Annotated in this window: 20 protein-coding genes; 4 read left to right on the forward strand and 16 right to left on the reverse strand. The window is 47.5% G+C overall.

The features are described 5' to 3' along the window. Nucleotides 1-24 precede the first annotated feature (24 nt). A complete protein-coding gene (locus BW952_RS15440) occupies nt 25-957 on the reverse strand; it encodes a beta-ketoacyl-ACP synthase III (RefSeq protein WP_045850623.1) in 933 nt (310 codons plus the stop codon). Between the two features lie 182 nt (nt 958-1,139). Then, nucleotides 1,140-1,322, reverse strand: a complete 183-nt coding sequence (locus BW952_RS15445) for a YjzD family protein (protein WP_045850622.1) — start codon at nt 1,320-1,322, stop codon at nt 1,140-1,142. Between the two features lie 158 nt (nt 1,323-1,480). Here BW952_RS15445 and BW952_RS15450 point away from each other — a divergent pair, with 158 nt between their 5' ends. Further along, nucleotides 1,481-1,663 carry a ComZ family protein gene (locus BW952_RS15450; RefSeq protein ID WP_045850621.1) on the forward strand — a complete coding sequence of 61 codons (183 nt, stop codon included), beginning with the start codon at nt 1,481-1,483 and terminating at the stop codon, nt 1,661-1,663. 69 nt (nt 1,664-1,732) lie between these two features. Here BW952_RS15450 and clpB read toward each other — a convergent pair whose 3' ends face one another. Beyond that, nucleotides 1,733-4,315 (reverse strand): ATP-dependent chaperone ClpB, encoded by a 2,583-nt coding sequence (gene clpB / locus BW952_RS15455; RefSeq protein WP_045850620.1) that lies wholly within the window; start codon nt 4,313-4,315, stop codon nt 1,733-1,735. Between the two features lie 136 nt (nt 4,316-4,451). On the opposite strand from clpB, the gene BW952_RS15460 reads away from it, so the two are divergent. Both BW952_RS15460 and BW952_RS15465 read left to right on the forward strand, forming a co-directional pair. Further along, nucleotides 4,452-5,267: an undecaprenyl-diphosphate phosphatase gene (locus BW952_RS15460; RefSeq protein WP_045850619.1), complete on the forward strand. Its 816-nt coding sequence runs from the start codon at nt 4,452-4,454 to the stop codon at nt 5,265-5,267. Nucleotides 5,268-5,326: 59 nt separating this feature from the next. Then, on the forward strand, nt 5,327-6,019 hold the full coding sequence (locus BW952_RS15465) for a Crp/Fnr family transcriptional regulator (protein ID WP_045850618.1): 693 nt from the start codon (nt 5,327-5,329) through the stop codon (nt 6,017-6,019). 32 nt (nt 6,020-6,051) lie between these two features. On the opposite strand, the gene BW952_RS15470 is transcribed toward BW952_RS15465, so the two are convergent. After that, nucleotides 6,052-6,333 carry a metal-sulfur cluster assembly factor gene (locus tag BW952_RS15470; protein WP_420809998.1) on the reverse strand — a complete coding sequence of 94 codons (282 nt, stop codon included), beginning with the start codon at nt 6,331-6,333 and terminating at the stop codon, nt 6,052-6,054. A gap of 171 nt (nt 6,334-6,504) precedes the next feature. On the opposite strand from BW952_RS15470, the gene BW952_RS15475 reads away from it, so the two are divergent. Beyond that, nucleotides 6,505-7,323: a Cof-type HAD-IIB family hydrolase gene (locus tag BW952_RS15475; RefSeq protein WP_045850617.1), complete on the forward strand. Its 819-nt coding sequence runs from the start codon at nt 6,505-6,507 to the stop codon at nt 7,321-7,323. A 42-nt stretch (nt 7,324-7,365) separates the two neighbouring features. Here BW952_RS15475 and BW952_RS15480 read toward each other — a convergent pair whose 3' ends face one another. The 12 genes from BW952_RS15480 to BW952_RS15530 all read right to left on the reverse strand — a co-directional run bounded on the left by BW952_RS15480 (nt 7,366) and on the right by BW952_RS15530 (nt 23,995). Next, complete coding sequence (locus tag BW952_RS15480; protein ID WP_045850616.1) at nt 7,366-8,865, reverse strand: alpha-amylase family glycosyl hydrolase; 1,500 nt, start codon at nt 8,863-8,865, stop codon at nt 7,366-7,368. Nucleotides 8,866-8,970: 105 nt separating this feature from the next. Further along, on the reverse strand, nt 8,971-9,804 hold the full coding sequence (locus BW952_RS15485) for a phytoene/squalene synthase family protein (protein ID WP_045850615.1): 834 nt from the start codon (nt 9,802-9,804) through the stop codon (nt 8,971-8,973). Then, nucleotides 9,773-11,266: a phytoene desaturase family protein gene (locus tag BW952_RS15490; RefSeq protein WP_045850614.1), complete on the reverse strand. Its 1,494-nt coding sequence runs from the start codon at nt 11,264-11,266 to the stop codon at nt 9,773-9,775. Before BW952_RS15490 ends, BW952_RS15485 begins: the two co-directional genes overlap by 32 nt. After that, a complete protein-coding gene (locus BW952_RS15495) occupies nt 11,263-12,777 on the reverse strand; it encodes a phytoene desaturase family protein (protein WP_045850613.1) in 1,515 nt (504 codons plus the stop codon). The genes BW952_RS15490 and BW952_RS15495 overlap by 4 nt, the downstream gene beginning before the upstream one ends. 121 nt (nt 12,778-12,898) lie before the next feature. Then, a complete protein-coding gene (locus BW952_RS19520; protein ID WP_156149417.1) occupies nt 12,899-13,042 on the reverse strand; it encodes a hypothetical protein in 144 nt (47 codons plus the stop codon). Between the two features lie 83 nt (nt 13,043-13,125). Beyond that, entirely contained in the window at nt 13,126-13,473 is a 348-nt protein-coding gene (locus BW952_RS15500) for a YisL family protein (RefSeq protein WP_045850612.1), read from the reverse strand. 40 nt (nt 13,474-13,513) lie between these two features. Then, nucleotides 13,514-14,371, reverse strand: coding sequence for a fumarylacetoacetate hydrolase family protein (locus tag BW952_RS15505; protein WP_045850611.1), 858 nt, complete (start codon nt 14,369-14,371; stop codon nt 13,514-13,516). 4 nt (nt 14,372-14,375) lie between these two features. Beyond that, nucleotides 14,376-15,545 carry a DUF418 domain-containing protein gene (locus BW952_RS15510; RefSeq protein WP_045850610.1) on the reverse strand — a complete coding sequence of 390 codons (1,170 nt, stop codon included), beginning with the start codon at nt 15,543-15,545 and terminating at the stop codon, nt 14,376-14,378. Nucleotides 15,546-15,600: 55 nt separating this feature from the next. Beyond that, nucleotides 15,601-19,272 carry a helicase-exonuclease AddAB subunit AddA gene (addA, locus tag BW952_RS15515; protein ID WP_045850609.1) on the reverse strand — a complete coding sequence of 1,224 codons (3,672 nt, stop codon included), beginning with the start codon at nt 19,270-19,272 and terminating at the stop codon, nt 15,601-15,603. Further along, a complete protein-coding gene (gene addB, locus BW952_RS15520) occupies nt 19,259-22,729 on the reverse strand; it encodes a helicase-exonuclease AddAB subunit AddB (RefSeq protein WP_045850608.1) in 3,471 nt (1,156 codons plus the stop codon). The genes addA and addB overlap by 14 nt, the downstream gene beginning before the upstream one ends. Nucleotides 22,730-22,809: 80 nt before the next feature. Beyond that, entirely contained in the window at nt 22,810-23,379 is a 570-nt protein-coding gene (locus tag BW952_RS15525) for a TVP38/TMEM64 family protein (RefSeq protein ID WP_082084586.1), read from the reverse strand. 49 nt (nt 23,380-23,428) lie between these two features. Beyond that, a complete protein-coding gene (locus BW952_RS15530; RefSeq protein WP_045850606.1) occupies nt 23,429-23,995 on the reverse strand; it encodes a competence protein ComK in 567 nt (188 codons plus the stop codon). Nucleotides 23,996-24,030 lie beyond the last annotated feature (35 nt).

Consider the following 24,030-nt stretch of genomic DNA (forward strand, 5'->3'; position numbering starts at 1 on the left):
TTCCACCTCTTTGTTAGTTTCCGTTTAGCGTCCCCACTTCATCGCAATGGCGCCCCACGTTAATCCTCCGCCAAAACCGACCATGACAATAATGTCGTCTTCCTTTACATTTCCCTTTTCCAGCTCTTCTACCATTGTAAGTGGAATGGAAGCAGAGGATGTATTGCCGAATTGATTGACAGTGACGGACATTTTTTCCGGGGGAAGGCCGAGCCGCTCCCGGGCAGACTCCATAATGCGGATATTCGCCTGGTGCGGCATTAAAAAGTCAACGTCTTCTTTCGTTAATCCTGCTTTTTCAAGCACAGCCAAAGATGATTCACCCATCTGGCGCACCGCAAACTTAAATACTTCACGTCCATTCATTTTCACATGTTCATCCTGATATAAGTGCTTGCCTCCGCGTCCATCCGCTCCCAGCTCAAAGGACAAAATCCCCCGGCCTTCTGAAACAGGCCCAAGAACCGCTGCCCCTGCCCCGTCTCCGAATAGGACGGCCGTGTTGCGGTCTTCCCAGTCAATGACCTTCGAAAGCTTTTCGGCACCAACCACGAGTACATGCTTATACGCGCCGGTTTCCACAAACTGCTTTCCTGTGATAATCCCATACATAAAGCCTGCGCATGCCGCACTTACGTCCATCGCTGCTGCATTGACTGCACCGATTTCATGCTGAATTTCACACGAAACAGATGGAAACATATGATCAGGCGTTACCGTAGCGGTGATGATTAAATCAATTTCTGCTGGATCAATGCCCGCATGCTGGATCGCTTTTTTTGCGGCTTCAGCTGCCATATACACCGTCCCAATTCCATCCTCGGCAATGCGGCGTTGTTCGATGCCGGTGCGCGTGCGGATCCATTCATCAGACGTATCCATCTTTTTCTCAAGATCGGCATTCGTGACGATCTGATCCGGAATGTACCGGCCCATTCCCCATATTCCAGCGTTCAAAAAACGCACCTTCTTTCGCACACATTTGTAATAGCAATTATTATGACTTGGTACTAATTTTACTGAAAAACAGGTCCAATTGCAACGTTTAGACAGGAAAAACAAAAGTATCAATGACACATTCTTTTTTCAATAGCATGAAAAAAGCGAATTCCGTCTCGCTGGAATTCGCTTTTTAATCATTAATGATGTTCAACGGGATCATTCGGAATAAGCGCTGTCAAAACGAATAGCAGGATTGTGACGAAAATGGAAATCACGACGCCTGTATTGAAATGAAAAGCTGCTCCGTTCATCGATGAAACGACGTAAACAACCATTTCAGACAAAATCAGTGTCCAAATAAATGTCATAATATATTGCACTGGAAAACCTCCTTCATTGAAATGTATGTACTCTGTCCATAATAGTAGCATATTATCACGGTCTCGACGTAAAAAAGTTTTGCTTTTTCTTGACGATTTTTATCGTTGCTCTAAAATATGAAGAAGAAAGAGAATATTCGTGAAAGAGGAGAGTACATATGGAAAAAAACATGGAATTTATGCAAATTGCAATGAAATATTTGCCGGAAGCACAAGCACAGCTGCAGGAGTCTGGTGTTGATTTTTCACCGGAGCTTGCTCAGCCGTTTTTCGAAATGTTTCTAAAGGTGATGCAGGAGGCTTATGACCTCGGCAAGCAGGATGCCCTTTTAGACGAATAAGATCAAGCCGAACGACTGCCATTTCGCAGAATCGTTCGGCTTTTTGCATCTTACTGGACCGTTTTTTTGTTAACGGACCATTAATTCTCCCTGTTCTACATCCACTGTTGCAACGGACCCTGGCAGAATAGTTCCGGCGATGATGGCTCTTGCGGTCTGCGTTTCGATCTGGCGCTGGATAAATCGCTTAAGCGGGCGGGCGCCGAAAACAGGATCGTAGCCTTCTTCAGCAATTTTTTCTTTTGCTGCATCGGTTACGTGCATGTCAATGCCCCGTTCCTGCAGCCGCTTTGCGAGGCCTTCGAGCACTTTCCCAGCAATGCCTTTTAAGTTTTCACGCGTCAACGGTTTAAACAGCACGATGTCATCCACACGGTTAAGGAACTCAGGACGGAAGTGGCCGCGCAGCTGCGCCATTACATTCTGCTGGGCTTCCTCCGGTATTTCTCCTTCCCCTCCCGCTTCTAGCAAAAAGGAGGAACCGATATTTGACGTCATAATAACAACCGTGTTTTTGCAGTCAATCATCCGCCCCTGTGAATCGGTGATCCGTCCGTCATCGAGCATTTGCAGCAGAATGTTAAACACATCAGGATGTGCTTTTTCCACTTCGTCCAAGAGCACAACAGAATACGGACGGCGGCGAATCGCTTCCGTTAATTGGCCGCCTTCTTCATAGCCGACATAGCCGGGAGGTGCACCAACGAGGCGGGAAACCGAATGCTTCTCCATGTATTCCGACATATCCAGACGAACCATTTGCTCTTCGCTGTCGAACAAAACGTCTGCCAGTGTTTTAGCGAGCTCTGTTTTCCCAACACCGGTCGGACCGAGGAACAGAAAGGAGCCGATCGGGCGGTTCGGGTCTTTAATGCCGGCCCGCGCGCGCAAAACGGCATCACTGACAAGGCCGACTGCTTCGTCCTGTCCAATGACCCGCTCATGCAAAATTTCCTCCAGACGCAGCAGCTTTTCACGCTCTCCTTCGACAAGCTTTGTTACGGGAATGCCCGTCCACCTCGCCACAATCGACGCAATTTCTTCCTCCGTCACTTCTTCGCGAAGCAGTCGATTGTCTTTATCAGCTGCAGCTGATGATTCCAGCTCGGCCAGTTCTTTTTCCACGGCTGGAATTTGACCGTGGCGCAGCTCGGCAGCCCGGTTTAAATCGTAACGGCTTTCCGCATCCTCAAGCTCTCGGCGCAGCCGGTCGAGCTCCTCCCGCTTGTCCTTCACATTCATGATCGCTTCTTTTTCACCCATCCACTGCGCTTTTTTCGCATCGGCCTGTTCTTTTAAATCTGCGAGCTCTTTTTGAATTTGTTCCAGACGCACTGCGCTTTCACGGTCTTTTTCCTTCCGGAGAGCGGCTTCTTCAATTTCAAGCTGCATAACCCGGCGCATCACAGCGTCCAGCTCAGACGGCATTGAATCAATTTCCGTCCGAATCATGGCACAAGCTTCATCAACAAGATCGATCGCTTTGTCCGGCAAAAATCGGTCTGTAATGTAGCGGTTAGACAACGCTGCCGCTGCCACAAGTGCCCGGTCATGAATGTTCACGCCATGATGGATCTCAAACCGTTCCTTTAATCCGCGTAAAATCGAAATCGCATCCTCGATCGTCGGCTCGCTGACAAGCACCGGCTGAAAGCGGCGTTCGAGTGCCGGATCTTTTTCGATGTACTGGCGGTGTTCATCTAGCGTCGTCGCTCCGATGCAGTGAAGCTCTCCGCGTGCAAGCATCGGCTTCAGCATATTGCCCGCATCCATTGAGCCTTCTGTTTTTCCGGCTCCGACAATCGTGTGAATCTCATCGATAAACAGCAAAATGCGTCCATCGCTTCCTTTTACTTCATTTAACACAGCCTTTAAACGCTCTTCAAACTCACCGCGGAATTTCGCCCCGGCAATCAGTGAGCTCATATCCAATGAGAAAATTGTTTTATCCTTTAATCCATCCGGGACGTCTTTACGGACAATACGCCAGGCGAGCCCTTCGACAATGGCTGTTTTTCCTGTGCCCGGCTCTCCGATCAGCACAGGATTGTTTTTTGTTTTTCTTGATAAGATACGGATCACGTGGCGGATTTCATCATCACGGCCGATGACGGGATCAATTTTCCCTGCTCTCACCTCTTCGACTAAATCACGTCCGTATTTAGCGAGTGCTTCATAACCGGCTTCCGGGTTTTGTGTCGTCACTTTGTCATTCCCCCTGATTTCTTCGATGCTCGTTAAAATTGCTTTTTCTGTCACATGTTCATTTTGTAGAAATTTAGTTGTTTTTGTGCCTGCTGAATAAATCGATCCGGCCATATGCTCCACAGATAAGAAGGCATCTTCCCACTTCTCCTGAAGACGGACTGCTTGCTGAAACCATGTGTTTAAGCCTCCGGATAAATAAGCACCGTACTGGGCGTTGCCGGAAACAGCAGGCTTTGATTTCAGCTCTTCCTGCACAAATGAAAGCAAAGCTGCTCTGGACAAGCCTGCTCTTTCCAGGATGCGGACAAATAATCCGTCTTCCTTTGCAGCCAGCGCCGTTAATAGATGTACGGTGTCCACATCCGAATGGTTTCGCTCCACCGCACTTTGCTGGGCGGCTGCCAGTGCTTCCTGCATCGTGTACGTCATTTTTTCCATATTCATCGTCAAAACCCCTTTGACCTTTTTTGACCTTTGAGTTTATTTTAATCGATTTCCCATCATTGCGCAAAGGATACGGCGTGAAAAAAGATGAATATATTGTTAAACTAGCAGAAGCAAAAAATAGTGGAGGATGAAAATGGAAGACTTTATTTTATGGATGAAATACTTGTTTTTAGGGATGTTTCAAGGACTGACCGAGCCAATCCCGGTGTCATCAAGCGGGCATCTCCAGCTGGCGCAATACTTTTTTGGTCTGAACATTGAGGGGATGACCTTTGAACTGCTCGTCAACTCTGCCTCCCTGCTGGCTGTTCTCGTCATTTACCGGGAAGACATCGTGCGTCTCGCCTCCAATGGCCTGCGTTACATGCGGCACCGGGACTCGTCTGACCGGTCAGAATTTATGTTTATTGTCTACCTGGTTGTTGCAACGATTCCTGCCGGCGTTATTGGCCTTCTTTTTAATGACTACATTTCCGAGCAGCTGTCCAGTGTGAAAACCGTTGCGATCACGCTCATTATCACCGGGATCGCCTTGTTTTTAATCCGGAATTTGCGAGGGCGGAAAAACGATGGCGACATGACCATGAAGGACGCGGTTTTAATTGGGCTCGCGCAGGCTGTTGCGCTTATTCCCGGCATCAGCCGCTCAGGCGCGACAATTGTGGCCGCCATGGGACTTGGCATGAAGCAGGAAACCGCCTTGCGCTTTTCTTTTCTTTTGTTTATTCCCATCAGCTTTGGCGGGATGATATTAAGCTTCAGCGATCTTTTAAAGGACCCGCTGCTTAACGAGCTGGCGATCCCGTATTTGCTTGCTTTTATCGGATCCTTTGTGCTGTCTTATTTTTCATTAAAATGGTTTATGGGCATTATGGCAAAAGGCAATTTAATTTACTTTTCCATTTACTGCTTTATCATCGGACCGGTCGTTTTATTTCTTACGTGGTGAAGAAGCATTGCTACTTCCTGTTTTCCCCGTTAAAATAGGAGAAAAAGGGGTGAACCCTCATGGCATTTGAAACTGAGCTTGCACGAGCGCTTGAAGACCTGTTTGAAAGTGAACGCAAGGTCCGCCCGTTTAAAAAAGGCACGTATCTTTTTCAGGAAGGCGAGCCAGCGACAGACATCTTCTGGCTCCGCTCCGGCAAAGTACAAGTCGGCAAGGTCATTCCTGACGGACGTGAGTTAACGATACGTGTCTCTCAAAAAAGCGATATGCTCATCGAAATGACGCTGTTTGAACAGCAGGCTGCTTACATGATGAACGCAAGAGCCATTGAAAACGGCGAGGTCTGGACGGTTTCGCGCCAGTCACTCGAGCACATGCTTACTTCCAGGCCTGAGCTGATGGTCAGCTGGCTCCGTTACACACAAACCGATCATCTGCGGACGCAGTCAAAGCTTCGCGATCTCGTGTTAAACGGCAAAAAAGGCGGCGTCTACTCCACCTTAATCCGAATGGGCAATACATTCGGCAAGCAAACAGCAGACGGCCTTTTTCTCGATGTGCCGCTGACCAATCAGGAAATGGCTAATTTATGCGGCACCTCGCGAGAAGTCGTCAACCGGCTGCTGGCTGATTTAAAAAAACAGGGTGTGATCAAAATGAAGCGGAATCAGATTACCCTTTGTGATATTGACTACCTAAAAAAAGAAATTAACTGCGAAAACTGTCCAATCGATATTTGCCAAATTGATTAAAAAAAGAAGGTTCCGCGTCGGAACCTTCTTTTTTATTGAATACCGAGGGCAATTTTTGCGTAGCGTGACATCATGTCCCGCGACCATACCGGTGTCCAGACGATATTCGTTTCGACTTCTGTTACTTCTGGAATGTCTGATAAAGCGGCTTTCACTTGATCGACAATAACGCCTGCTAACGGGCAGCCCATTGATGTAAGTGTCATCGTGACCGTCGTTTTGCCTGCATCGTCCATATCCACGTCGTACACCAGTCCAAGATTGACGATATCAATACCAAGCTCCGGATCGACAACCTGCTCTAGTGCACCCATAATATTATCTTTCAAATCTTGATCCACATAAAACACTCCTTCTTTGAATACGTATAGCTTTATCATAACAGACATCCAGCGAAATGATGAGTAAAAAGCCTGTTCCTTTGCAAATAGCCCGAAGTGCCACTACACTTATAGATAAGAACGACAAAGGAGTGATAGGGACGTATGGAGAAACATTTAATTGTCTTAGACCTTGACGGAACACTGTTAACCGATGAAAAAACGATCTCTCCCCGCACAAAGCAAACCATCCGCAAAACAATGGAGCTTGGCCACGAGGTCATGATCGCCACAGGGAGGCCATTCCGGTCAAGTGCCCCTTATTATGCAGAGCTCGGCTTAAAAACACCCATTGTCAACTTCAACGGCGCCTTTGTTCACCATCCCGGGAATCAAAAATGGGGCATGTTCCATGAACCGATGGAATTAAAAACCGCTGTTGATATTGTGGAGGCATGCAATGATTTTGATTTCCACAATATTATCGCGGAAGTGCTCGACAACGTTTACTTCCATTATCACGATGAAAAGCTGATTGATGTGTTTAAAATGGGCAACCCGCTTGTAACGACCGGTGATCTGCGGGAAAAGCTGACCGATCACCCCACAAGCATGCTCATCCATGCAACAGAAGAGCAGGTGCCGGACATACGCCGCCATTTAAGCGACGTCCATGCAGAAGTCATCGACCACCGCCGCTGGGGCGCCCCATGGCACGTTATCGAAATTGTCAAAAGCGGCTTAAGCAAAGCAGTCGGCTTAAAGCGTGTCTCTGACTGGATCGGCATTCCGCCTGAGCGAATCATTGCGTTCGGCGACGAGGACAATGATTTGGAAATGATTGAGTATGCGGGAACCGGTGTCGCTATGGGCAATGCCATTCACCCATTAAAATCGATCGCCAATGCCACGACGCTGTCGAACGAAGAAGACGGCATCGCCCTTTTCCTGGAGGATCGCCTTTCCTTAAAAACAAGCGTATAACCAAAAAACCCCCTCACCAGTTCTTGGTGAGAGGGTTTTTGGTTAAGACTTCGCTGCTTTTCTGCCGCGCTTCCAGACAATATAAAGAAACACGATAAAGACGACCCAGACAGCAGCCATTGCAGCAATAAAGGCATAATTAATGCCTGTTTTCTCCGCAAGCGCATAGATCTCCGCTTCTTCGCGGTCTAGAATAATGGTGAATTCACCATCTGCCGCCCGCGACATATCTCCGTTTAACAGCCCGCGCAGCTCTTTATTTTCATCAAGCGCTGAAGCAGGGATGGAGACATTTTGTGTTTCCCCTGTATTGTTAATGGCGACAACGATCGTTTCATCCTCATACTGCCGCTTGAACACCGACATGCCATTTTCATCCAAGAGCGGTTCATATGTCCCGCGCCGCAGTGCCGGAAGCTCCTGGCGCAAAGCAGCAATTTGCTTTATGTAGTCCACTAGCTCCTGGTCGGTCCGGAAATTCATCAAACCGTGCGCATCCGGTCCGCTTTCCCCGTTTTGGGCGATTTCCGATCCGTAAAACAAAGCAGGCGTACCTGGGACTGTATACATATACGTTAACGCCATCCGCCAGCGGGCACCCGGGAACATGTTTTCATTTGCCATGTCCAGTGTAAAACGATCCGTTAAAGAAGAATCCGTTAAATGAATGGCCTGCATCGCATTGTTCAGTGTCGCTTGCTCTTCCTGAAGCAGGTTCATTACGTCCTCTGACGGACGATCTATCGTCGCAAACTGTTCACGGAGCGGCTCCTGAAGCCAGGAAGACGTCACTGCGTCAAGACCCGCTTCTTCGTAAGCTGCCGCATCCGCCATTGTTGCATCCGTCATTTCACCGATCAAATGACGCTCCGGCAGGGCTTCGTCAAATGCAGTCCAGAATGAAGGCTGAGCAGCCGACGCATTACTGAAAAAATAGCCGTCAATGCCAGTCTGTTCTGCCAGTGAAACAGCGGATTCGACAAGCGCCGACTGAACAGCCGGATTATCCGTGTTGACGAGTGCCATTTCACCAAGCCAGTCCGGCTCCTGCATGCTGTCCACTTCAGTAAACCAGCCCGACTTGTCTGCGTCATCCAGCCAGACATTTTCTGTGCTCGCGCGCGTCGCAGGGAAATCCACAAGGACGCGCATGTTTTTTTCATGTGCGCTGTTCACCAGCGATTTCAGCTCCTGCTCACTGCCGAACTGGGGATTTAGTTTCGAGTAATCCGTTATGCTGTATCCATGATAAGCACCCGCTTCGTTTTCAAAAACAGGCGAAAGGACAATCGATGTGATGCCAAGCTCCTGTAAATACTCAAGCTTGTCTTGAATGCCCTTGAAATCGCCCCCTTGATACGCAGACGGATCGTTGTTGTCGGTTTGCTCATCATTTGACCGGTCGCCATTCATAAACCGGTCTGTCATTATAAAATACATCGTTTCATCATGCCAGCCCTCTTTCTTTTCCTCTGCAGCTGCTGACTGTGCAGAGAAAAGGAGAAAGGGAATCATGACAAGCGAAAATAATCGTCTTTTCACTGCCTGTTTCCTCCCGCGCCAAAGTGTTCAATCTCCATTTAGCGTACGCTTTTTCCCTTATGGCGTCAATTGAAGGAACCATTGTTCAAGAAACAGACACGGTTTTTATGAAATAAAAGATAAAATTTCTTTTTTCTTGCTGCTTGATACAACATTTCTGCGCGTAAACACGTCATACTGATTCATCCGCACTTCATCCAAAATCGCCCGGTAAAAAAGGGCTGCTGCCATCACGGGAAAACGTGAATGTGACGGATAAAGTGAAAATGTTTTCGAGGCTTCCTCGTACTGTTTTTCAGCTTCCTGGGCCATTTCTTCCCATACTGCAACAAACGCATCGTTGATGGCGCCTGCTTTTAAAGCAGCTTCTGCCAGCCCGTGCTTGTCCATGATGTCACGCGGCAAATAAAGCCGCCCCTTTTCGCGATCTTCACCTACATCCCGCAAGATGTTGGTAATTTGCATGGCATTGCCTAATTGAACCGCGCCTTCCCAAAGCTCATCCTGCTGATCCGGAGCTAAAATCGGCAGCAGCATAATCCCGACCGTCCCCGCCACATGATACGAATAGTCAAGCACGTCCTCCATTGTTTGAAACGAGCGCTCATCCAGATCCATTTGCTGACCCTTCAGCATATCGAAAAAGGGAGCCGGCGAAAAAGAAAATCGATCTGAGGCATCACGCAGCGCAATCCAGAGTGGGTCATCATTCGGCAGCTCCCCGTTGAAGAATCGCTCCGTTTCTTTCTGAAAGACAGCCAGTGATTCCACCGGTGCATCTCCTTCGTCAACAATGTCATCTGCTCTCCGGCAAAAAGCGTAGGTTGCCGCCACGGCAAGCCGGCCGTCCTCCGGCAGTTTAGAAAAAGCTGCATAGAACGTTTTTGAGTGGTGCTTCATGACGTCTTCACATATTTGGTACGCGCGTGCTGTATTCATGATCATTTCGCCTCTTTTCCAATTGGGTTTTAAAGTCATTTGCTACTGCATCAGCCATCATGGCAGCTCCCTGCATAACGATTGGGACACCGCCGCCGGGATGAACAGAAGCTCCAGCTGCATACACATTGTCGAAGCCCTTTACTTTAACCTGTGGACGAAAGATGCCTGACTGTGAAAGTGCGGGAGCGATTCCAAAGCTTCCGCCGCCAAACAGCCCTTCTGCCATTGCTTCCTTCGGTGTACGGATTTCCATCCATTCAATCGCATCCTGCAAGCCTTCAAATCCGTTTTTCTCTAACAAAGAAAGAATCCGTTCGGAAAATGCCGATTTTTCCTTCTCCCAGTCGACCGCTTCGCCGGATGGAACTGGAACCAGCACATACATCGCACTTTTTCCATCGGGTGCCAGGCTTGGATCTGTCACAGATGGATTAAATACATACACGGAAGGATCACCCGGCAGCTTCTGATCCTGGAAAATATCACGCATATTTTGCTTAAAGCTTTTACTTAAGTAAAACTGATGCATTCGTTTGTTTTTATATACCTTATTTACTCCCAGATAAAGCAGAAAACAGCCGGAGGAAGGACGATAGGTGCGCTTTTTTTGGCCGAGAAGCGTTTCCGCTCCAGGAAAGTCACCATTTAACACGACGACATCCGCTTTGATCAGCTGGCCATTAGATTCCACGCCCTCTGCTTTTGTGCCATTTAAACAGACACGATCGACAGGTGTCTGGCATTGTACCTCAACACCTGCTGAAGCCAGATATCGTTCCAGCAGCTCCACAATTGACGCATAGCCGCCCTTCACATAATACACACCGTGCTCGTGCTCGCTAAATGAAACCAGGCTGTAAATAGAAGGTGTCGTATAGGGATTGCCGCCGATATAAAGAGTTTGCAGCGCATACGCATTAATCAAATCAGGATCGGTAAAGTAGTCTGATAGCCCGCTTTCCACTCCCTTATAAGCTTTCATTTTCACAAGAGAGGACAGTGTTTCGAGATTAAAGAAGGATGATTTTGTTAAAAAAGGCCTGGAGAGAAACGCTTCATTTCCTTTTTTGAAACGAACTCTCATATCCGCCATGAAGCGTGTGAAGCCGGCGGATTCACCTGGAAATACCCGTTCAATCTCGTTCAGCTGATTCGCTTCCTCTGCGTATTTCGTATACGTTTTTCCATCATGAAAGTGAATGTCATACATGGAGTTCAACCGAATCAGATCATATTCATGATCCGGTATGCCTGCCATTTGCATAACCTTCCGAAACATCTCAGGAAGGAGAACAATCGTCGGCCCTTTATCAATTTTAAATTCACCTTGCTGGGCATATTGAAGACGGCCGCCAAGACGGTCTTCTTTTTCCAATAACGTAACATCCAGCCCTTGCTTTCTTAATAAAAGTGCTCCAATCATTCCCCCAATGCCGCCACCGGCAATCAAAGCCTTCACAGAGCTTCACCCGCTTTCTCATGCCCCGCTCTGCCGACTGCTTTTTTCTCAATCAAATGCGTGGTAATACGGGCGGATTCCAAAATGGTCGGCAAGCCGCTGCCCGGGTGCGTTCCGCCGCCGGCAAGCCAGCAATTATCAAGCTCCTCAAACTTGTTGTGCGGACGGAATACCATCATTTGGCGCAGATGGTGGCTTAAGTTAAACACAGCCCCTTCATAGACGTAATGATTTTGTTCCCAGTGACGCGGACTTAAAATCATTTCCGTTTCAATGCGGTTTCGCAAGCCGGTAAAGCCTGATTTTTCCTCGAGCGTCTTCAAGACTAAGTCACGAAAAGCCGCTTCATTGGCTTCCCAGTTTATGCCGCTCATATTGTTCGGAACCGGGGCGAGAATATACAGGGCCGATTTCCCTTCTGGCGCGAGAGTTGGGTCCGTGACGCTTGCATTTTGCACGTAAATCGACGGGTCATCCGGCAGCTTCATTGTATTGGTAATTTCCTCAACGTTTTTCTTGTAGTCATCTGCAAAAATAATCGAATGATGCGGAAGGTCGTATTGTCCGTCTATACCCAAATAAATCATGAAGGCAGAACAGGAATATGTTCGTTTTTTCAGCTTTTCTTTGCTGTACTTTTTCAGTAGTCCATCCGGCACAAGATTGGTCATCGCGTGGGCAAAGTCCCCGTTCACAACTACTTCATCCACCATTGCTTCTTCGCCATTATCAAGCTTTAATCCTGTAATTTTGCGGCCATCCATTATAAAAGATTCCACCCCGTTGCCGAGATGGATGCGTCCGCCATGCTCGCGGACCACCGCCGCCATCGACTGTGACAGCTGATTGACGCCGCCGATGGGGTGAAAAATGCCATATTCATGCTCCATAAAGGACAAAATGGAAAAGGCACCCGGACACTCCCACGGAGACATGCCTAAATATTTGGATTGAAAGGTAAAGCCAAGGCGCAGCTCTTCTTCTTTAAAATAGCGGCCAAGTACATCGTAAAGGGATTTCCCAAGAGACAGCTGAGGGAGTGCGCGCAAGACGTTAGGCGCTGCATAATGATACAGCTTATCCATCGGACTCTGCAGCAAGGGCTTTAATCGGGCCATTTTTTTGCGCGTGTCCTTCATAAAACGCTCATAGCCGTCTTCACTCCCCGGGAACGCGCGGCTTAATTCCTTCTTCATCTTACCGGGGTCACGGTACATCGTCACTTTTTTTCCCGGAAAAACGAGCTCATACATCGTTTTAAGCTCTTTCATTTCCATGTAGTCATGCAGGTTCCGGTCTGATTCCTCAAAAATCTCTTCTGCGATCTCCGGCATGCTGAGAAAGGTAGGGCCAATATCAAACGTAAAACCGTCCTTTTGAATCGAACCGTTCCGCCCTCCTACATACTTCTGCTTTTCGTATACATCGACGTCAAATCCTTTTGATGCAAGCAGCATGGCGGAAGCAAGTCCTCCTGGTCCCGCTCCAATGACCGCAATCTTTTTCGGCATGAACGCCACCCTCTCTTTTATATGAACAATAGTTATACAAAAAGTATACACGAGTGTCAGATTGAGCGCAACGCTGAGTGTGTATAATAAAAAAACCGTTCTTCCTGTTAAAGAAAAACGGTTAAGGAAAGGTAGAATCCTTCTCGTTTTCCGGATCATTCCCTTTCTCTATTTTCGTATTAGATGTGTTTAGCTGAATGGACACACGCCACACAATCACAAAAAATGAAATTAACACAGCCGCCCATAAAAAAAGTGGAAGCATTGTCTATTCCTCCTTTTCCCTATTGTAGCAAAAGAAAGCTGCGAATTGTTTTTCAATTCACAGCTTTTAAAGACCTATCCAATTTAAGCAATTCCAGGCAATGCAAATCCAAGAACGATTGTAATAATCAGCACGAGAATCGCCCCAATTAAAACACCACCGTTGCTTTTCCCTTTTTTCTTGCGGACAAGCGTCATTTCCATTAAACCGATGGCAATGAGACCGCCGAGCATTTTTAATCCATACAGCATAGGGTTTAAATAGTCAAACGTGACAAACAGCATAAAGCCGGTTACCAAAATAAGCACGTAAAACAACCGAAGCCCCATATGAACACCTGTTGACGGCTTTTTCAATGCAACAAAAAATAAGATTAGCGCAATGACCCATGTTGTAATATGTACGTGTGTTGACGACGTTAAAAAGTCCATGTACTCTCCTCCTTTTTTCCTTCTTTAGTTTACCACACCATCACTCGACCGTATTTGACAAAGTCCCGACAGATTCGATTGAAATTTGAACGGTATCTCCGGGCTGAAGTGTTTTCTTGGGCTCCATGGCGAATCCAACACCGGCGGGCGTGCCCGTCGCAATAATATCACCGGGCTCGAGCGTCATTCCTTTTGACAAAACATGAATAATTTCATCAATCGGAAAAATAAAATGAGCGGTCGTTGATTGCTGGCGTATTTCCCCATTTACTTTCGTTTCGATCGCCAGCTGATGCGGGTCTTTAATTTCATCCTTTGACACAATCCACGGGCCCATTGGACAAGATCCATCCAGACTTTTGCCGATAAAAAATTGGCTGTGGCGTTTTTGAAGATCCCGTGCCGTTACATCGTTCAGCACAGTATAGCCAAACACATAGTCAAGCGCGTTTTCTCTTGAAATCTCTTTTCCTTTTTTCCCGATAATCACAGCCAGTTCACCTTCATAATCAAGCGCGTCCGTTAACGAGCGATGAGCCGGAATTGGTGACAGGTGGGCGCTGACGGCCGTTGGTGCTTTTGTGAAAATCATCGGATGCTCCGGCACACTCGCCTCTCCGCCCATTTCAATGGCGTGATCGCGATAATTTTTCCCGACACACATGACATTTTTTGATGGACGCGGAATCGGAGCCAGCCATTCAATATCGCCCTCAGCCACAAAAGGAAGGTGATCCAGGTTGTCCGTCAATAAAGCTGCCAACGATGATTCCTGTATTGCCTCCAATAAAGAAGCAGGCGTATTTTTTTGACCTGATATAACGGCTGCCCCTTTTTTTTCGGGTACGTATACACCGTACTTTTCCTGACCTTCATGTTTAAAGCTCATCCATTTCATTTTTTCATCTCCCTTTCCCGTATGTTACTGTCCGCCAGAGCATTTCAGCGGGTCCTTGCTTAAAGCGGTTTAGCCATAAACCGGATATAATCACCTGAGCAGTGAAAATAGTGACACATAGCCATACACCTGTCGTGACCGTTATCTGACCATAAAAGCCGAAGCCGTAGGCGTAAAAAAGAAGCGATCCAACGATAGACTGCATTAAATAATTCGTTAGGGACATTTTGCCGGCCGCCGCAAAGGGCTGTAGGATGCCGGACATCGTTTTTTTTGTGCAGGCAAATACGATGAAGGCAGCGTAGGAAGCAGCTAGAACCGGACCGCCAATCGAATCCTGAATATACATATACGCAATATGACTTGGATCAAGCAAATGCGGAATCCCCTTCAGCAGCACTCCGGCAGCAAACAGAATGAGAAAAAGGAAAAATGTCTTTTTTGGCTGGGCGGACCACTTTTGAATAATCCGCTTTTTGTAAACGCCCGCTCCAATAAGCAAAAACGGCAGGATCGCTATCAGCTGAAACAGAAAAGCCCCATCTGTTATGTTGTTGTTCGACCAGTCGTGCATTCGCTGGGTTGTGACTTCCGCAAATGACCCGCTTCCGTAAGCTGCAATCGATTGAGAAACAGATGCGATGTCCGTCCAAAAAAGGGCATTGTACGGATCCATCTGAGCTGACAGCAGCAGCAAAACGCTAAACATCCCGGCAGGCACAAACAGGAACACAAAGCCTGCGAGCAGCAGGATCTTTCCTGAAAAACGGAGAAGCAGCAACAGAATAAAGCCGCACACTGCATAGTTAAATAAAATGTCCCCCGGCCAAATAAACCAGGCGTGAAGAAAACCGATCAGCAGCAGGAATGAAAACCGGCGCACCCCTGTTTTCCAAAACGAGCCCGTCCGCTCCATCGCTTTCTCGTACTGCATCGCCGTGCCAAAGCCGAACATAGCCGCAAACAGCGGATAAAAGCTCGCTTGAACGAACACATCAATCCAAGAAAAGGCAAGCAAATCCTGCGAGGTTTTCCACCACTCGTACGGATTGTAATAAAAATAAGGGGAATGGAAAGAAAGCATATTGACAAGAAAAATGCCAAAAAGCGAGATTCCCCTTAGGACGTCAATTGAGAGAATACGCCCTGGTTGATTCCATTCGTTGTTATGCAACTATACACACCCTTTCTATGTTCGTTTCTATTTATTCTAACAGAAACGAAATGCGTTACGCATATTCAACGATATGGCCGCCGTCTAAAAAGTAAACAAATTTTGCGCCTACCGGGCGTTTCCAGATCCGCTCTACTGCTTTTGCATAAAGGTTGATCTGTACGTCATACCGTTTTTGAAGAATCGGCTTTGCTTCCTCAAAGCCGCCGGAAAAACGATCCGTAATTCTGTCCGTTTTATAATCCAGCAAATAAAGCGTTCCTTTGTATTCAAATAAGCAGTCAATGACCCCTTGAATGAGAACGGGTTCGTCAGTCTCCCCTGTGCCGGCTTCTTTTGCGGTTAAACTCATATTAAAGGGAAGCTCTCGATACACGTGATCGGCTGACAGCACCATTTGGCCAGGCTTTGTGTGGAAAAACGCAGCAATTTCTTCTGCTCTGACAGCTTCTGCCTGGTCAACCGTCAGCAGTTCCTTTTCAATCAATTTTTCAAGCAGCTTCTCGATGGCTATTTCAGAAGGGACTTGATTCAGGTCGATATGCTGCATCACCGTATGGACCGCCGTCCCGATTTCTGCTGGTGACAGCTGCTTTTCCTGAACAAACCGGGGACGTCTGAAGATCGGCCGGCGATAAGAGTGCGCTTTTTCGTACGATGCACCGTCACTGTATATATCATTCGATCTTTTCAAATCAGAAACAGATTGCTTGGAACGAAGCTGGACCGCTTCCGGGTATTCATATGTCCACGTCATCCGCTTTTCAATTTCGGCCTTTGCATCTGACTGCTCTGGATAGGGCTTTCGCTTTCTCAGCATCTCAAGCCAGGACTCCTCCGTCTCCTCATTCTCAACAGCGGTGGACAGCAAGGAGTCCGCTTCGATAACCGAAAACTGAAAGCGGGACGGATGCTTCAGAAAGAATGGATGCTGTCCGTCAAGATCCACATGCCTCTTTAATGCGGGTCCTATCCAGTCTATATAAGACGTTGCTGACGCCCGCACGGCATCCTGAAGCAGCACAGATGGGTGGTCTGCTGCACGTAACCAGCTGTCGAGCTTCTTGTCCAGCTTTTTCACGGAAGCCGTCACCACCAGCTTTTCTTTCGCCCGCGTCATCGCCACATATAAGATCCGCATTTCCTCCGCCAGCATCTCCAGCTTTTTCTTTCGTTGAAAGGCAAGCTGAATAAGTGACGGCCAGGCAATTCTTTTTTCCGCATTCATGTATTTTACAGCGATTCCATAATCTTTATCGAACAAAACACGTCCATTTAAATCCATCATATTAAACCGCCGGCCTGATGCTGCTGTAAAGACAATCGGAAACTCCAGCCCTTTGCTGGCGTGAATCGTCATCACGCGCACCACATCCTCCTGTTCAGACAACGAACGGGCTGTGCCGAGGTCATCGCCACGTTCGCGCATCCGTTCAATAAAGCGCAAAAACCGGAAAAGACCGCGGAAGGAGGTTTCTTCATATTGCCGTGCACGGTCATACAGCGCCCGCAGATTCGCCTGCCGCTGCTTACCGCCCGGCATCCCACCGGCAAACGCGTAAAATTGCGTGTCCCGGTACAGCTCCCAAATAAGATCCGCCAGCGCGCCGCTTCTGCCGATGGACCGCCACTTTTCAAGCCTTTCCATAAAAGGCGCCACTTTTTTCAGAATAGCCGCATCACTGTTCTTCTGTTCTAAAAAAGCGATCAGCGCTTCAAAGTAGCTGCCTTTTTTAGACGCCATCCGGATGGAAGCCAGTTCATCCTCTGTACAGCGGACGATTGGCGAGCGAAGAACAGCCGCAAGCGGAATGTCCTGAAACGGGTTGTCAATCACATGGAGAAGGGACAGCATCACAGAAATTTCTGTTGCTCCGAAGTAGCCGCCCGATGTGTTTGCGTAAACAGGGATGCCCGCATGCTTAAACTCTTCCATCATTTCCGGCACCCAGGTGAGAGACCGCATCAAAATGACAATATCCCGGTATTGTACAGGCCGTTCCGTTTTTGTTTTCGGGTCATAAATAAGCTGACCCGACTCAATCAGCTCTTTGATTTTTACGGCGATTAAGCGGGACTCGAGCTGAGACTGCTCCGCATCCTCGCGGTCCATTTCTTCCTCAAGGTCATCTGAGCCGTCACTATTGATTACCGCCACCTCGATTGGAAAGTCCGCTGCCGGATAAGCAGCACCTGGAACGAGGGATTCCGCTTCCCCATATTCAATTTCGCCTACCTCTGTGCCCATAATCTGTTGAAAGATATAATTCGTTCCATTCAGCACTTCTTCTCGGCTCCGGAAATTGCGGGATAGCCCGATTTTCAATCCCGCTCCAATGCCATCTGATTGAAACCGGTTATACTTCTCAAGAAAAAGACCCGGCTCTGCCAGGCGAAAACGATAAATCGACTGTTTCACGTCGCCCACCATGAATAAATTGCCGGACTGCTCATCATCTTTGGATACAAGCCGTACAATTGTTTCCTGGACCATATTCACATCCTGGTATTCATCCACAAGCACTTCTTTAAACCGGCGCCGGTAGGAATCGGCTGCTTTGGACGGTTCACCATTTTCATCGGTTAAGATCGCCAGGGCGTAATGCTCCAAATCACTGAAATCGGTCAGGCCCTTTTCTTTTTTCACTTCTGCATACCGGCTTGCAAAGGCCGTAACTAGCTGCGCGAGTCTTGCGACAACCGGCTTCATTTCCTGCAGATCCTTTAGCCAGCTTTCCGGCTTCCGGGCAAAAAAGGTTTCCTTCAGCTCAGTGATGATTTTTTTCGCTTGATCTCTTACTTGTTTCGAGCGTTCCTTCAGCTCCTCGTCAAAGTCCTCTCCTTTGCACATTTTAAGGGTAGGAAATTTCACCTGCGAGAAGGCCTCATGCCACTCTCTCCATGACTCGCATTGGATAAGGGCTTTGGCCATCGCCCCGTCCGTTAAAAAATTATCCATACGCGGGGAAGGGCCGCCGGGCAGCTCACTGATCATCAATCCTTCGTCCAACAGCGCTTTGGCCGTTTGGAGCTGAAAACGAATCTCTTTTTTTAACGGCTCGATAAAAACGAGCTCATCAATGGAATCCGTGGCATCATATAGGCCAGCAAGCTCGCTCAGCCATTTGTCCGGGTCCGGGTGCGACCTTGAAAAATCGAAAAGGCGAAGAACCGATTGCTGGAGCTCTTTGTCACTCCGGTCTCCTGAAAAGGTATCAACCAGGTGGAAAAAGTCAGCGTTATCCGGCTTTGCATATTCTTCCTCAAGCAGTTCCTCCAGCACTTCATCCCGAATCAACACCGCTTCCGTATCATCCGCAATTCGAAAAGCCGGGTCGATATCAATCAAATAATAATACTTCCGGATGACGTCGAGACAAAACGAATGCAGGGTTGAGATGGACGCTTTATTTAACAATCGGAGCTGGCGGCGAAGACGGCTTTCCTCTGGATTCTTTTCCAGCTCTCTTTCCAGCGCTTCACTGATTCGCTGCCTCATTTCAGCAGCAGCGGCATTGGTGAATGTGACAACGAGCAGCTCATCTACATTCACCGGCGCTTCGTCTCGGATCATTTTTTGTATGATCCGTTCCACAAGAACAGCCGTTTTGCCGGACCCTGCCGCGGCAGCGACCAGAATATCACTGCCTTCTGCATAAATCGCTTTCCACTGATCTTCCGTCCACAGGGCTTCGTCCGGTTTCGCCGGAATGTTATAGCTGTTCATCTTCTTCCTCCTTCATTATTGCGAGTATTTCTTCGCTCTTTTTCGGACGGATCATCCGGTAATTATTCTCATTGAGCGTTTCGTCAAATTGGCACACTTGCCGGTAGGAACAAAACGTGCAAGGCGTTTTTTTATTGTAGCGGTATGGCTCTATGTCCACCTTGCCTGAAACAATGTCATTGCCGGCTTTTGCATACAACCCGCGCACATGATTCCTCATCACCTGAAAGGACGCATCGTCGGCGGTTTTGGAACGCGCTGACAGCGAGCCGTCTTTTTTATAGCCGGCTGGAATCACAAGAGAATCCCCGGTCTCAAGCTGTTCATCCATTAACTGAATCGCTTCATCTTCTCCGAGAACAAGTCCCTTCATGCGGAAGCTTTTGAACAGCTCTTTGTCAATTTCTTCTGTTGTTAAAAATTTCTTTGTATTTAAAAATGGGTTATGCATGTGAAAGTACAGGACGCCGCCGGGCCGTGCTTCAGAGCCGGTCAGCTTTTTCGCGTTTGCCACGACAATATCAAGGTAGGTCAGCATTTGCATCGCAAATCCGTAGTACATTTCTGTCATATCCACATCACGGCTGCTTGACTTATAGTCAATTACTCGCAAATACGTATCATCGGCTCCTTTTGCCTGATCAACACGGTCAATACGGCCGGCAAGCGACATGCGCGCCCCATTTTTCAATTGAAAAACGAGCGGCGGCAGCTCTGAACGGGGACCGAAAGCCAGTTCAATTCCAAGCGGTGAAAATCCGCTCACTTTCGCTTGATCACTTAAAACAGCAGATGCCCGCGCAATAATTTGCTCAAGTTTGCTTTGAATATAAAGATGGCGGTTTGAGCTCATTAAAATTCGATTTTGCAGCTTCGGTGCCAGCTCTTCTACAGCTGTTTTAGCAAAAACCCGGCATTGCTCTGGTGAAAGCTCCGGCCAGTTTAATCCCCTTTTTTCCACTTCTTCTGCAATCCATTTTAAAGCGCCGTGGAACAGGTCACCGATGTCCGGTGCTTCAAGCCGGTATACAAGACGGTCGCGCAGCTTTAAGCCGTGTCTTGCAAAATGGCTGAACGCACAGGAATGAAAGGTTTCCATTCTTGAAACGCTGGCAATCATATCTGTTCCGTACAGTCCGAGACTTGTCTCATCCTTGAGCGGCTCGGCTTTGTTCTCATAGAGGAGACTGTCCAGAACAAAGCCGGCTTTGTCACGGCTTTGTTCCATATAAATCGTGTAAACATCCCACCAGAACGGGAACACCGGATAGCCGCGCTTTTTTAATTGAAGCTGTGAGGTCAAGTACGAAAGAGTAGGCTCCGGATGGCATATGTACGTCATTTGCTCCTCCGGCGGCAAATCAGCAGGATCGTTGGCGATGATCATCTCGTCCACCTGATCAAACCATTCCCTCACTCTTTTCAAGTAAGGGGATGGCTGAAGAGACTTCCCTTCTATATCTGCAATCGGCCATGATACATATAAACGGCTGGATGGAACGGTGAACGCCCGGTACGCGACGAATTCCTCATCAAGCAGCTTTGTTTTGCTGCCCGGCGCCACCTTCATACCGGAGCTGATCAAGGCCTCTCTTTCTTCGTCATCCAAAATTCCGTCATCTGCCGGTCTGGAGGGAAAAACACCGTCATTCATCCCAATAATGAATGCTGTATGAATATCCGAAAGCCTCGATTTATCCGGATTTGCGATAATGACCTGGTCAGCAGCCGGCGGAACAAGTGAAAATTCCAACGCTTCCAGACCGGCATCAAGCACAGCAGCAAATTTTTTTGCATCCATCTGCTCATCGCCCGCAACTTCTGCGAATTCATCAAGCATGCCAATAACGCCATCCCACGCTTGATTATGCTGGGCAGCTTCTGTTAAATCTCCACGTTCTTCCGCTTCTAAAGACAGCTGCTCCATTTTCCCCGGTATATCAAGCTCTTCTATAAACTGATACAGAGCACGGCAGCAATCCATTGCATTTTTCGCGCGCTTCAGCCGCTTTTCCATCCTGAACAGCGGCGCAGATACGAGGTCTCTTCCCTCATTTAATTGCTGTTCAAATAAGCGTTCTTCATCGGTTTGCGCGACAGAAGTGAATTCCAGTCCCATGTATCGGCGGTATGTCCACCGCTCTCCATTGGTCCACCGCTCTCCATATATCCCATGAGCCAGTACGTAGTTTTCCAGCAAATCCATTTTTCTTCGGATTTGGCTGCGTGGCTCGTCAAATGAAAAAAGCAGATCGGTTTTAATCGCCCGAAAAATGGCTTCATACCGCCATCTGCCACTGACCACTTCAAGAGAAGAGCGGATCAGCTCTATCAGCGGGTGGTTAAGCATCGGTGTTTTTTGATCAATAAAAAATGGAATGCTGTAGTCATCAAAAACCGTTTCAATAATGGACCTGTACTGTTCACCATTTCTTACCAGCAAGGCGATTTGTTTATAGCGCAGCTGCTTCGTCCGGGATAGCTTTCGAATTTCCCGAGCGGCGGCTTCAACTTCTGCCCGGCGTCCGGCTGCCTGCCATATAATGAGCCCGTCACTTTCTTTCTTCCGCTTGGCCGGCCGTTTTTCAAAGTGCCTTTCAAGGTGAACAAGGGATGATGACTGCTGACGTTTATGCTCGTTTAGATGAAGATCGTCTTTTATGTCGACCGCTTCCCCGGCAGCCAGTTCATACAGCTCATAATAAGAACGGCCTGTCATTCGAAATAAATCGGTTTCAGCCGGCTGCTCGTGGCGGTAGGAGCGGTCCGTCGTCAGTGCGATGTTCACTGTTTTAGCTGTATTTAAAAGCACACGAATCACTTCATATTCCTGAGGAGTAAAGCTATGGAAGCCGTCAATGTAAATATCTGCTTCCTGGATGTAGGCGGATTTGCCGGCCATTTCAGCCAGCAGCCGCATGTAGTCTTCTGTGTCGGTGTATTTTCCGGCTAACGCGATCTCATAAGAGGAATAGATTTTTTGCAGATCCTGCAGCTTGTCTGCAAGGGCGGCCGGGACATGCTTTTTATATTCATTCATTTCATCCGGCGTCACCAGGTGCTGCCGAAATTCTGTCAGCATTTGCTCGACAGTGCTGACAAAGCCGGTTTTATCTGTTGCTTTTGTAAAAACGGATAATTCGTGACGCTGCTGCTCAATAATACTGCGGATTAAAATATTCCGGCCCGCCGGCGTGATATACTGTCTGCTCATTCCGCCTTCTTCTTGTAGCACCCGCCACGCAAGTCTTGTAAAGCTGTATACTTGAGCGCGTATTATACCGCCCAGTGATTGATCCGAAGCCAGCCGGTACTCAGATAAAAAGGACATTTGCTCTGGAACAATATAAATTATCGGTTTTCCATTCGGCTGCTCGGCAAGCTTCTGTTTGATTTCATTGATAATATGTTCTGTTTTGCCCGAACCGGAGCGTCCGGTTATCAATTGCAGTGCCATCCAGATCCCCCCTTTTCCCTTACTATACCAAAGACCATACGTTCGGTCAAAGATCAAAAAAAACTGCCATTCAGCAGTTTTCACTGTTCCAGCTTTTTTTCAAGCTGTTTTCCGGCTAGCCATAATAAAGCCATGACCGCGAGAATAATGGCCGTTCTTCCGGGCTGATGAATAAGGGCAAACACATCATGCCCGACATAGCTGATTGTAAAAATCATGACCGTCTTGCCGGCCATAACCGCGAATAAATACTGTACAACGCTGATATGAGATAAGCCAGCGACGACATTTACAACTGCTGATGGAGTAAATGGGAAACAAAGCAGCAAAAAAACAGGTGCAAAGCCGTGCCGGTCCATCCAGTTCATCATTTTGTCCACTTGTTTATTCTTTTGCAGAAACGTGAGTATCTTCTGCTGTCCAAACCTTCTTATTAACAAAAAAACAATAAAAGAGCCCGTTACTGCCCCTCCCCAGGAGATCAAGAAGCCAAGCCCCAGTCCAAACGCATTCACATTGGCCAGCACAAAGGCGAAAAGAGGCAAAAAAGGCAGAAACGCTTCAAGCAGTGGAAGCAAAAAGCCTGGAAGCGGTCCAAACGATTCATATTGCTGAAGCCATTCCATAATATGATCTGTTGATACATTCATTTGTGACTTCCCTTTCATTCATCCTTCAAATTTCTTTACTTCATATCGTTTATTCCCTTTTTGGAGGATGAAAAAACGAAATGACATGACCTTTTACGCCGGTTACGTATTGTGCACGGTTTACTTTTTCCTTCACGATTGATTCTGTCGGTGCATTCCCTCTTTCATAAAGAGCTTTCGTCAAGTTCACCTGATTGTAAATGGCAAGAGCTGAAACAGGAACGATGACAGACTGATAATCACTGAAGGTTATTTTCGTGCGTTTTTTATCAACCTCTTCTAACTCTTTTAAATGGGCGAGTGTAATCCACACACAATTATGTTTTAAGTGCGAACTCGTTGGGAATAGATAAGTACCTTTTATTTCATCGATGTTAACTGGAACTTTCCGGTTCGTTCCCAGAATGATTGCCGAAGCGTTTCTTTTTCCATCGTATGTATTAAGGTAGCGGATACAGCTTTGCCGAATGATATTTAATGGTCTTTTGGTTACTGTAAATGGTTCGCGGCCCTTTTCGTACACGAGGGTATGCTCCTCAGATTGAATCGGTTCTAGCAAAAGCGTTTTGCTGTTAATGACGTAATCATTTTTTTCTGAAAACGGTCCGCCTGCCATAGGATTGCTTCACCCATTTCTTAATAGTGGATTTA

The organism is Domibacillus enclensis (assembly GCF_900156125.1).
GTDB classification, from domain to species: Bacteria; Bacillota; Bacilli; order Bacillales; family Domibacillaceae; genus Domibacillus; species Domibacillus enclensis.

Coding starts and splice junctions, on each gene's coding strand:
- addB (WP_045850608.1), bottom strand. CDS start 22,729: ATGGCACTGCAATTGATAACCGGACGCTCCGGTTCGGGCAAAACAGAA.
- BW952_RS15450 (WP_045850621.1), top strand. CDS start 1,481: ATGGAAAAAAACATGGAATTTATGCAAATTGCAATGAAATATTTGCCG.
- BW952_RS15485 (WP_045850615.1), bottom strand. CDS start 9,804: ATGAATACAGCACGCGCGTACCAAATATGTGAAGACGTCATGAAGCAC.
- clpB (WP_045850620.1), bottom strand. CDS start 4,315: ATGAATATGGAAAAAATGACGTACACGATGCAGGAAGCACTGGCAGCC.
- BW952_RS15525 (WP_082084586.1), bottom strand. CDS start 23,379: ATGAATGTATCAACAGATCATATTATGGAATGGCTTCAGCAATATGAA.
- BW952_RS15460 (WP_045850619.1), top strand. CDS start 4,452: ATGGAAGACTTTATTTTATGGATGAAATACTTGTTTTTAGGGATGTTT.
- BW952_RS15470 (WP_420809998.1), bottom strand. CDS start 6,333: ATGGGTGCACTAGAGCAGGTTGTCGATCCGGAGCTTGGTATTGATATC.
- BW952_RS15465 (WP_045850618.1), top strand. CDS start 5,327: ATGGCATTTGAAACTGAGCTTGCACGAGCGCTTGAAGACCTGTTTGAA.
- BW952_RS15495 (WP_045850613.1), bottom strand. CDS start 12,777: ATGCCGAAAAAGATTGCGGTCATTGGAGCGGGACCAGGAGGACTTGCT.
- BW952_RS15505 (WP_045850611.1), bottom strand. CDS start 14,371: ATGAAATGGATGAGCTTTAAACATGAAGGTCAGGAAAAGTACGGTGTA.
- BW952_RS19520 (WP_156149417.1), bottom strand. CDS start 13,042: ATGCTTCCACTTTTTTTATGGGCGGCTGTGTTAATTTCATTTTTTGTG.
- BW952_RS15500 (WP_045850612.1), bottom strand. CDS start 13,473: ATGGACTTTTTAACGTCGTCAACACACGTACATATTACAACATGGGTC.
- addA (WP_045850609.1), bottom strand. CDS start 19,272: ATGAACAGCTATAACATTCCGGCGAAACCGGACGAAGCCCTGTGGACG.
- BW952_RS15530 (WP_045850606.1), bottom strand. CDS start 23,995: ATGGCAGGCGGACCGTTTTCAGAAAAAAATGATTACGTCATTAACAGC.
- BW952_RS15475 (WP_045850617.1), top strand. CDS start 6,505: ATGGAGAAACATTTAATTGTCTTAGACCTTGACGGAACACTGTTAACC.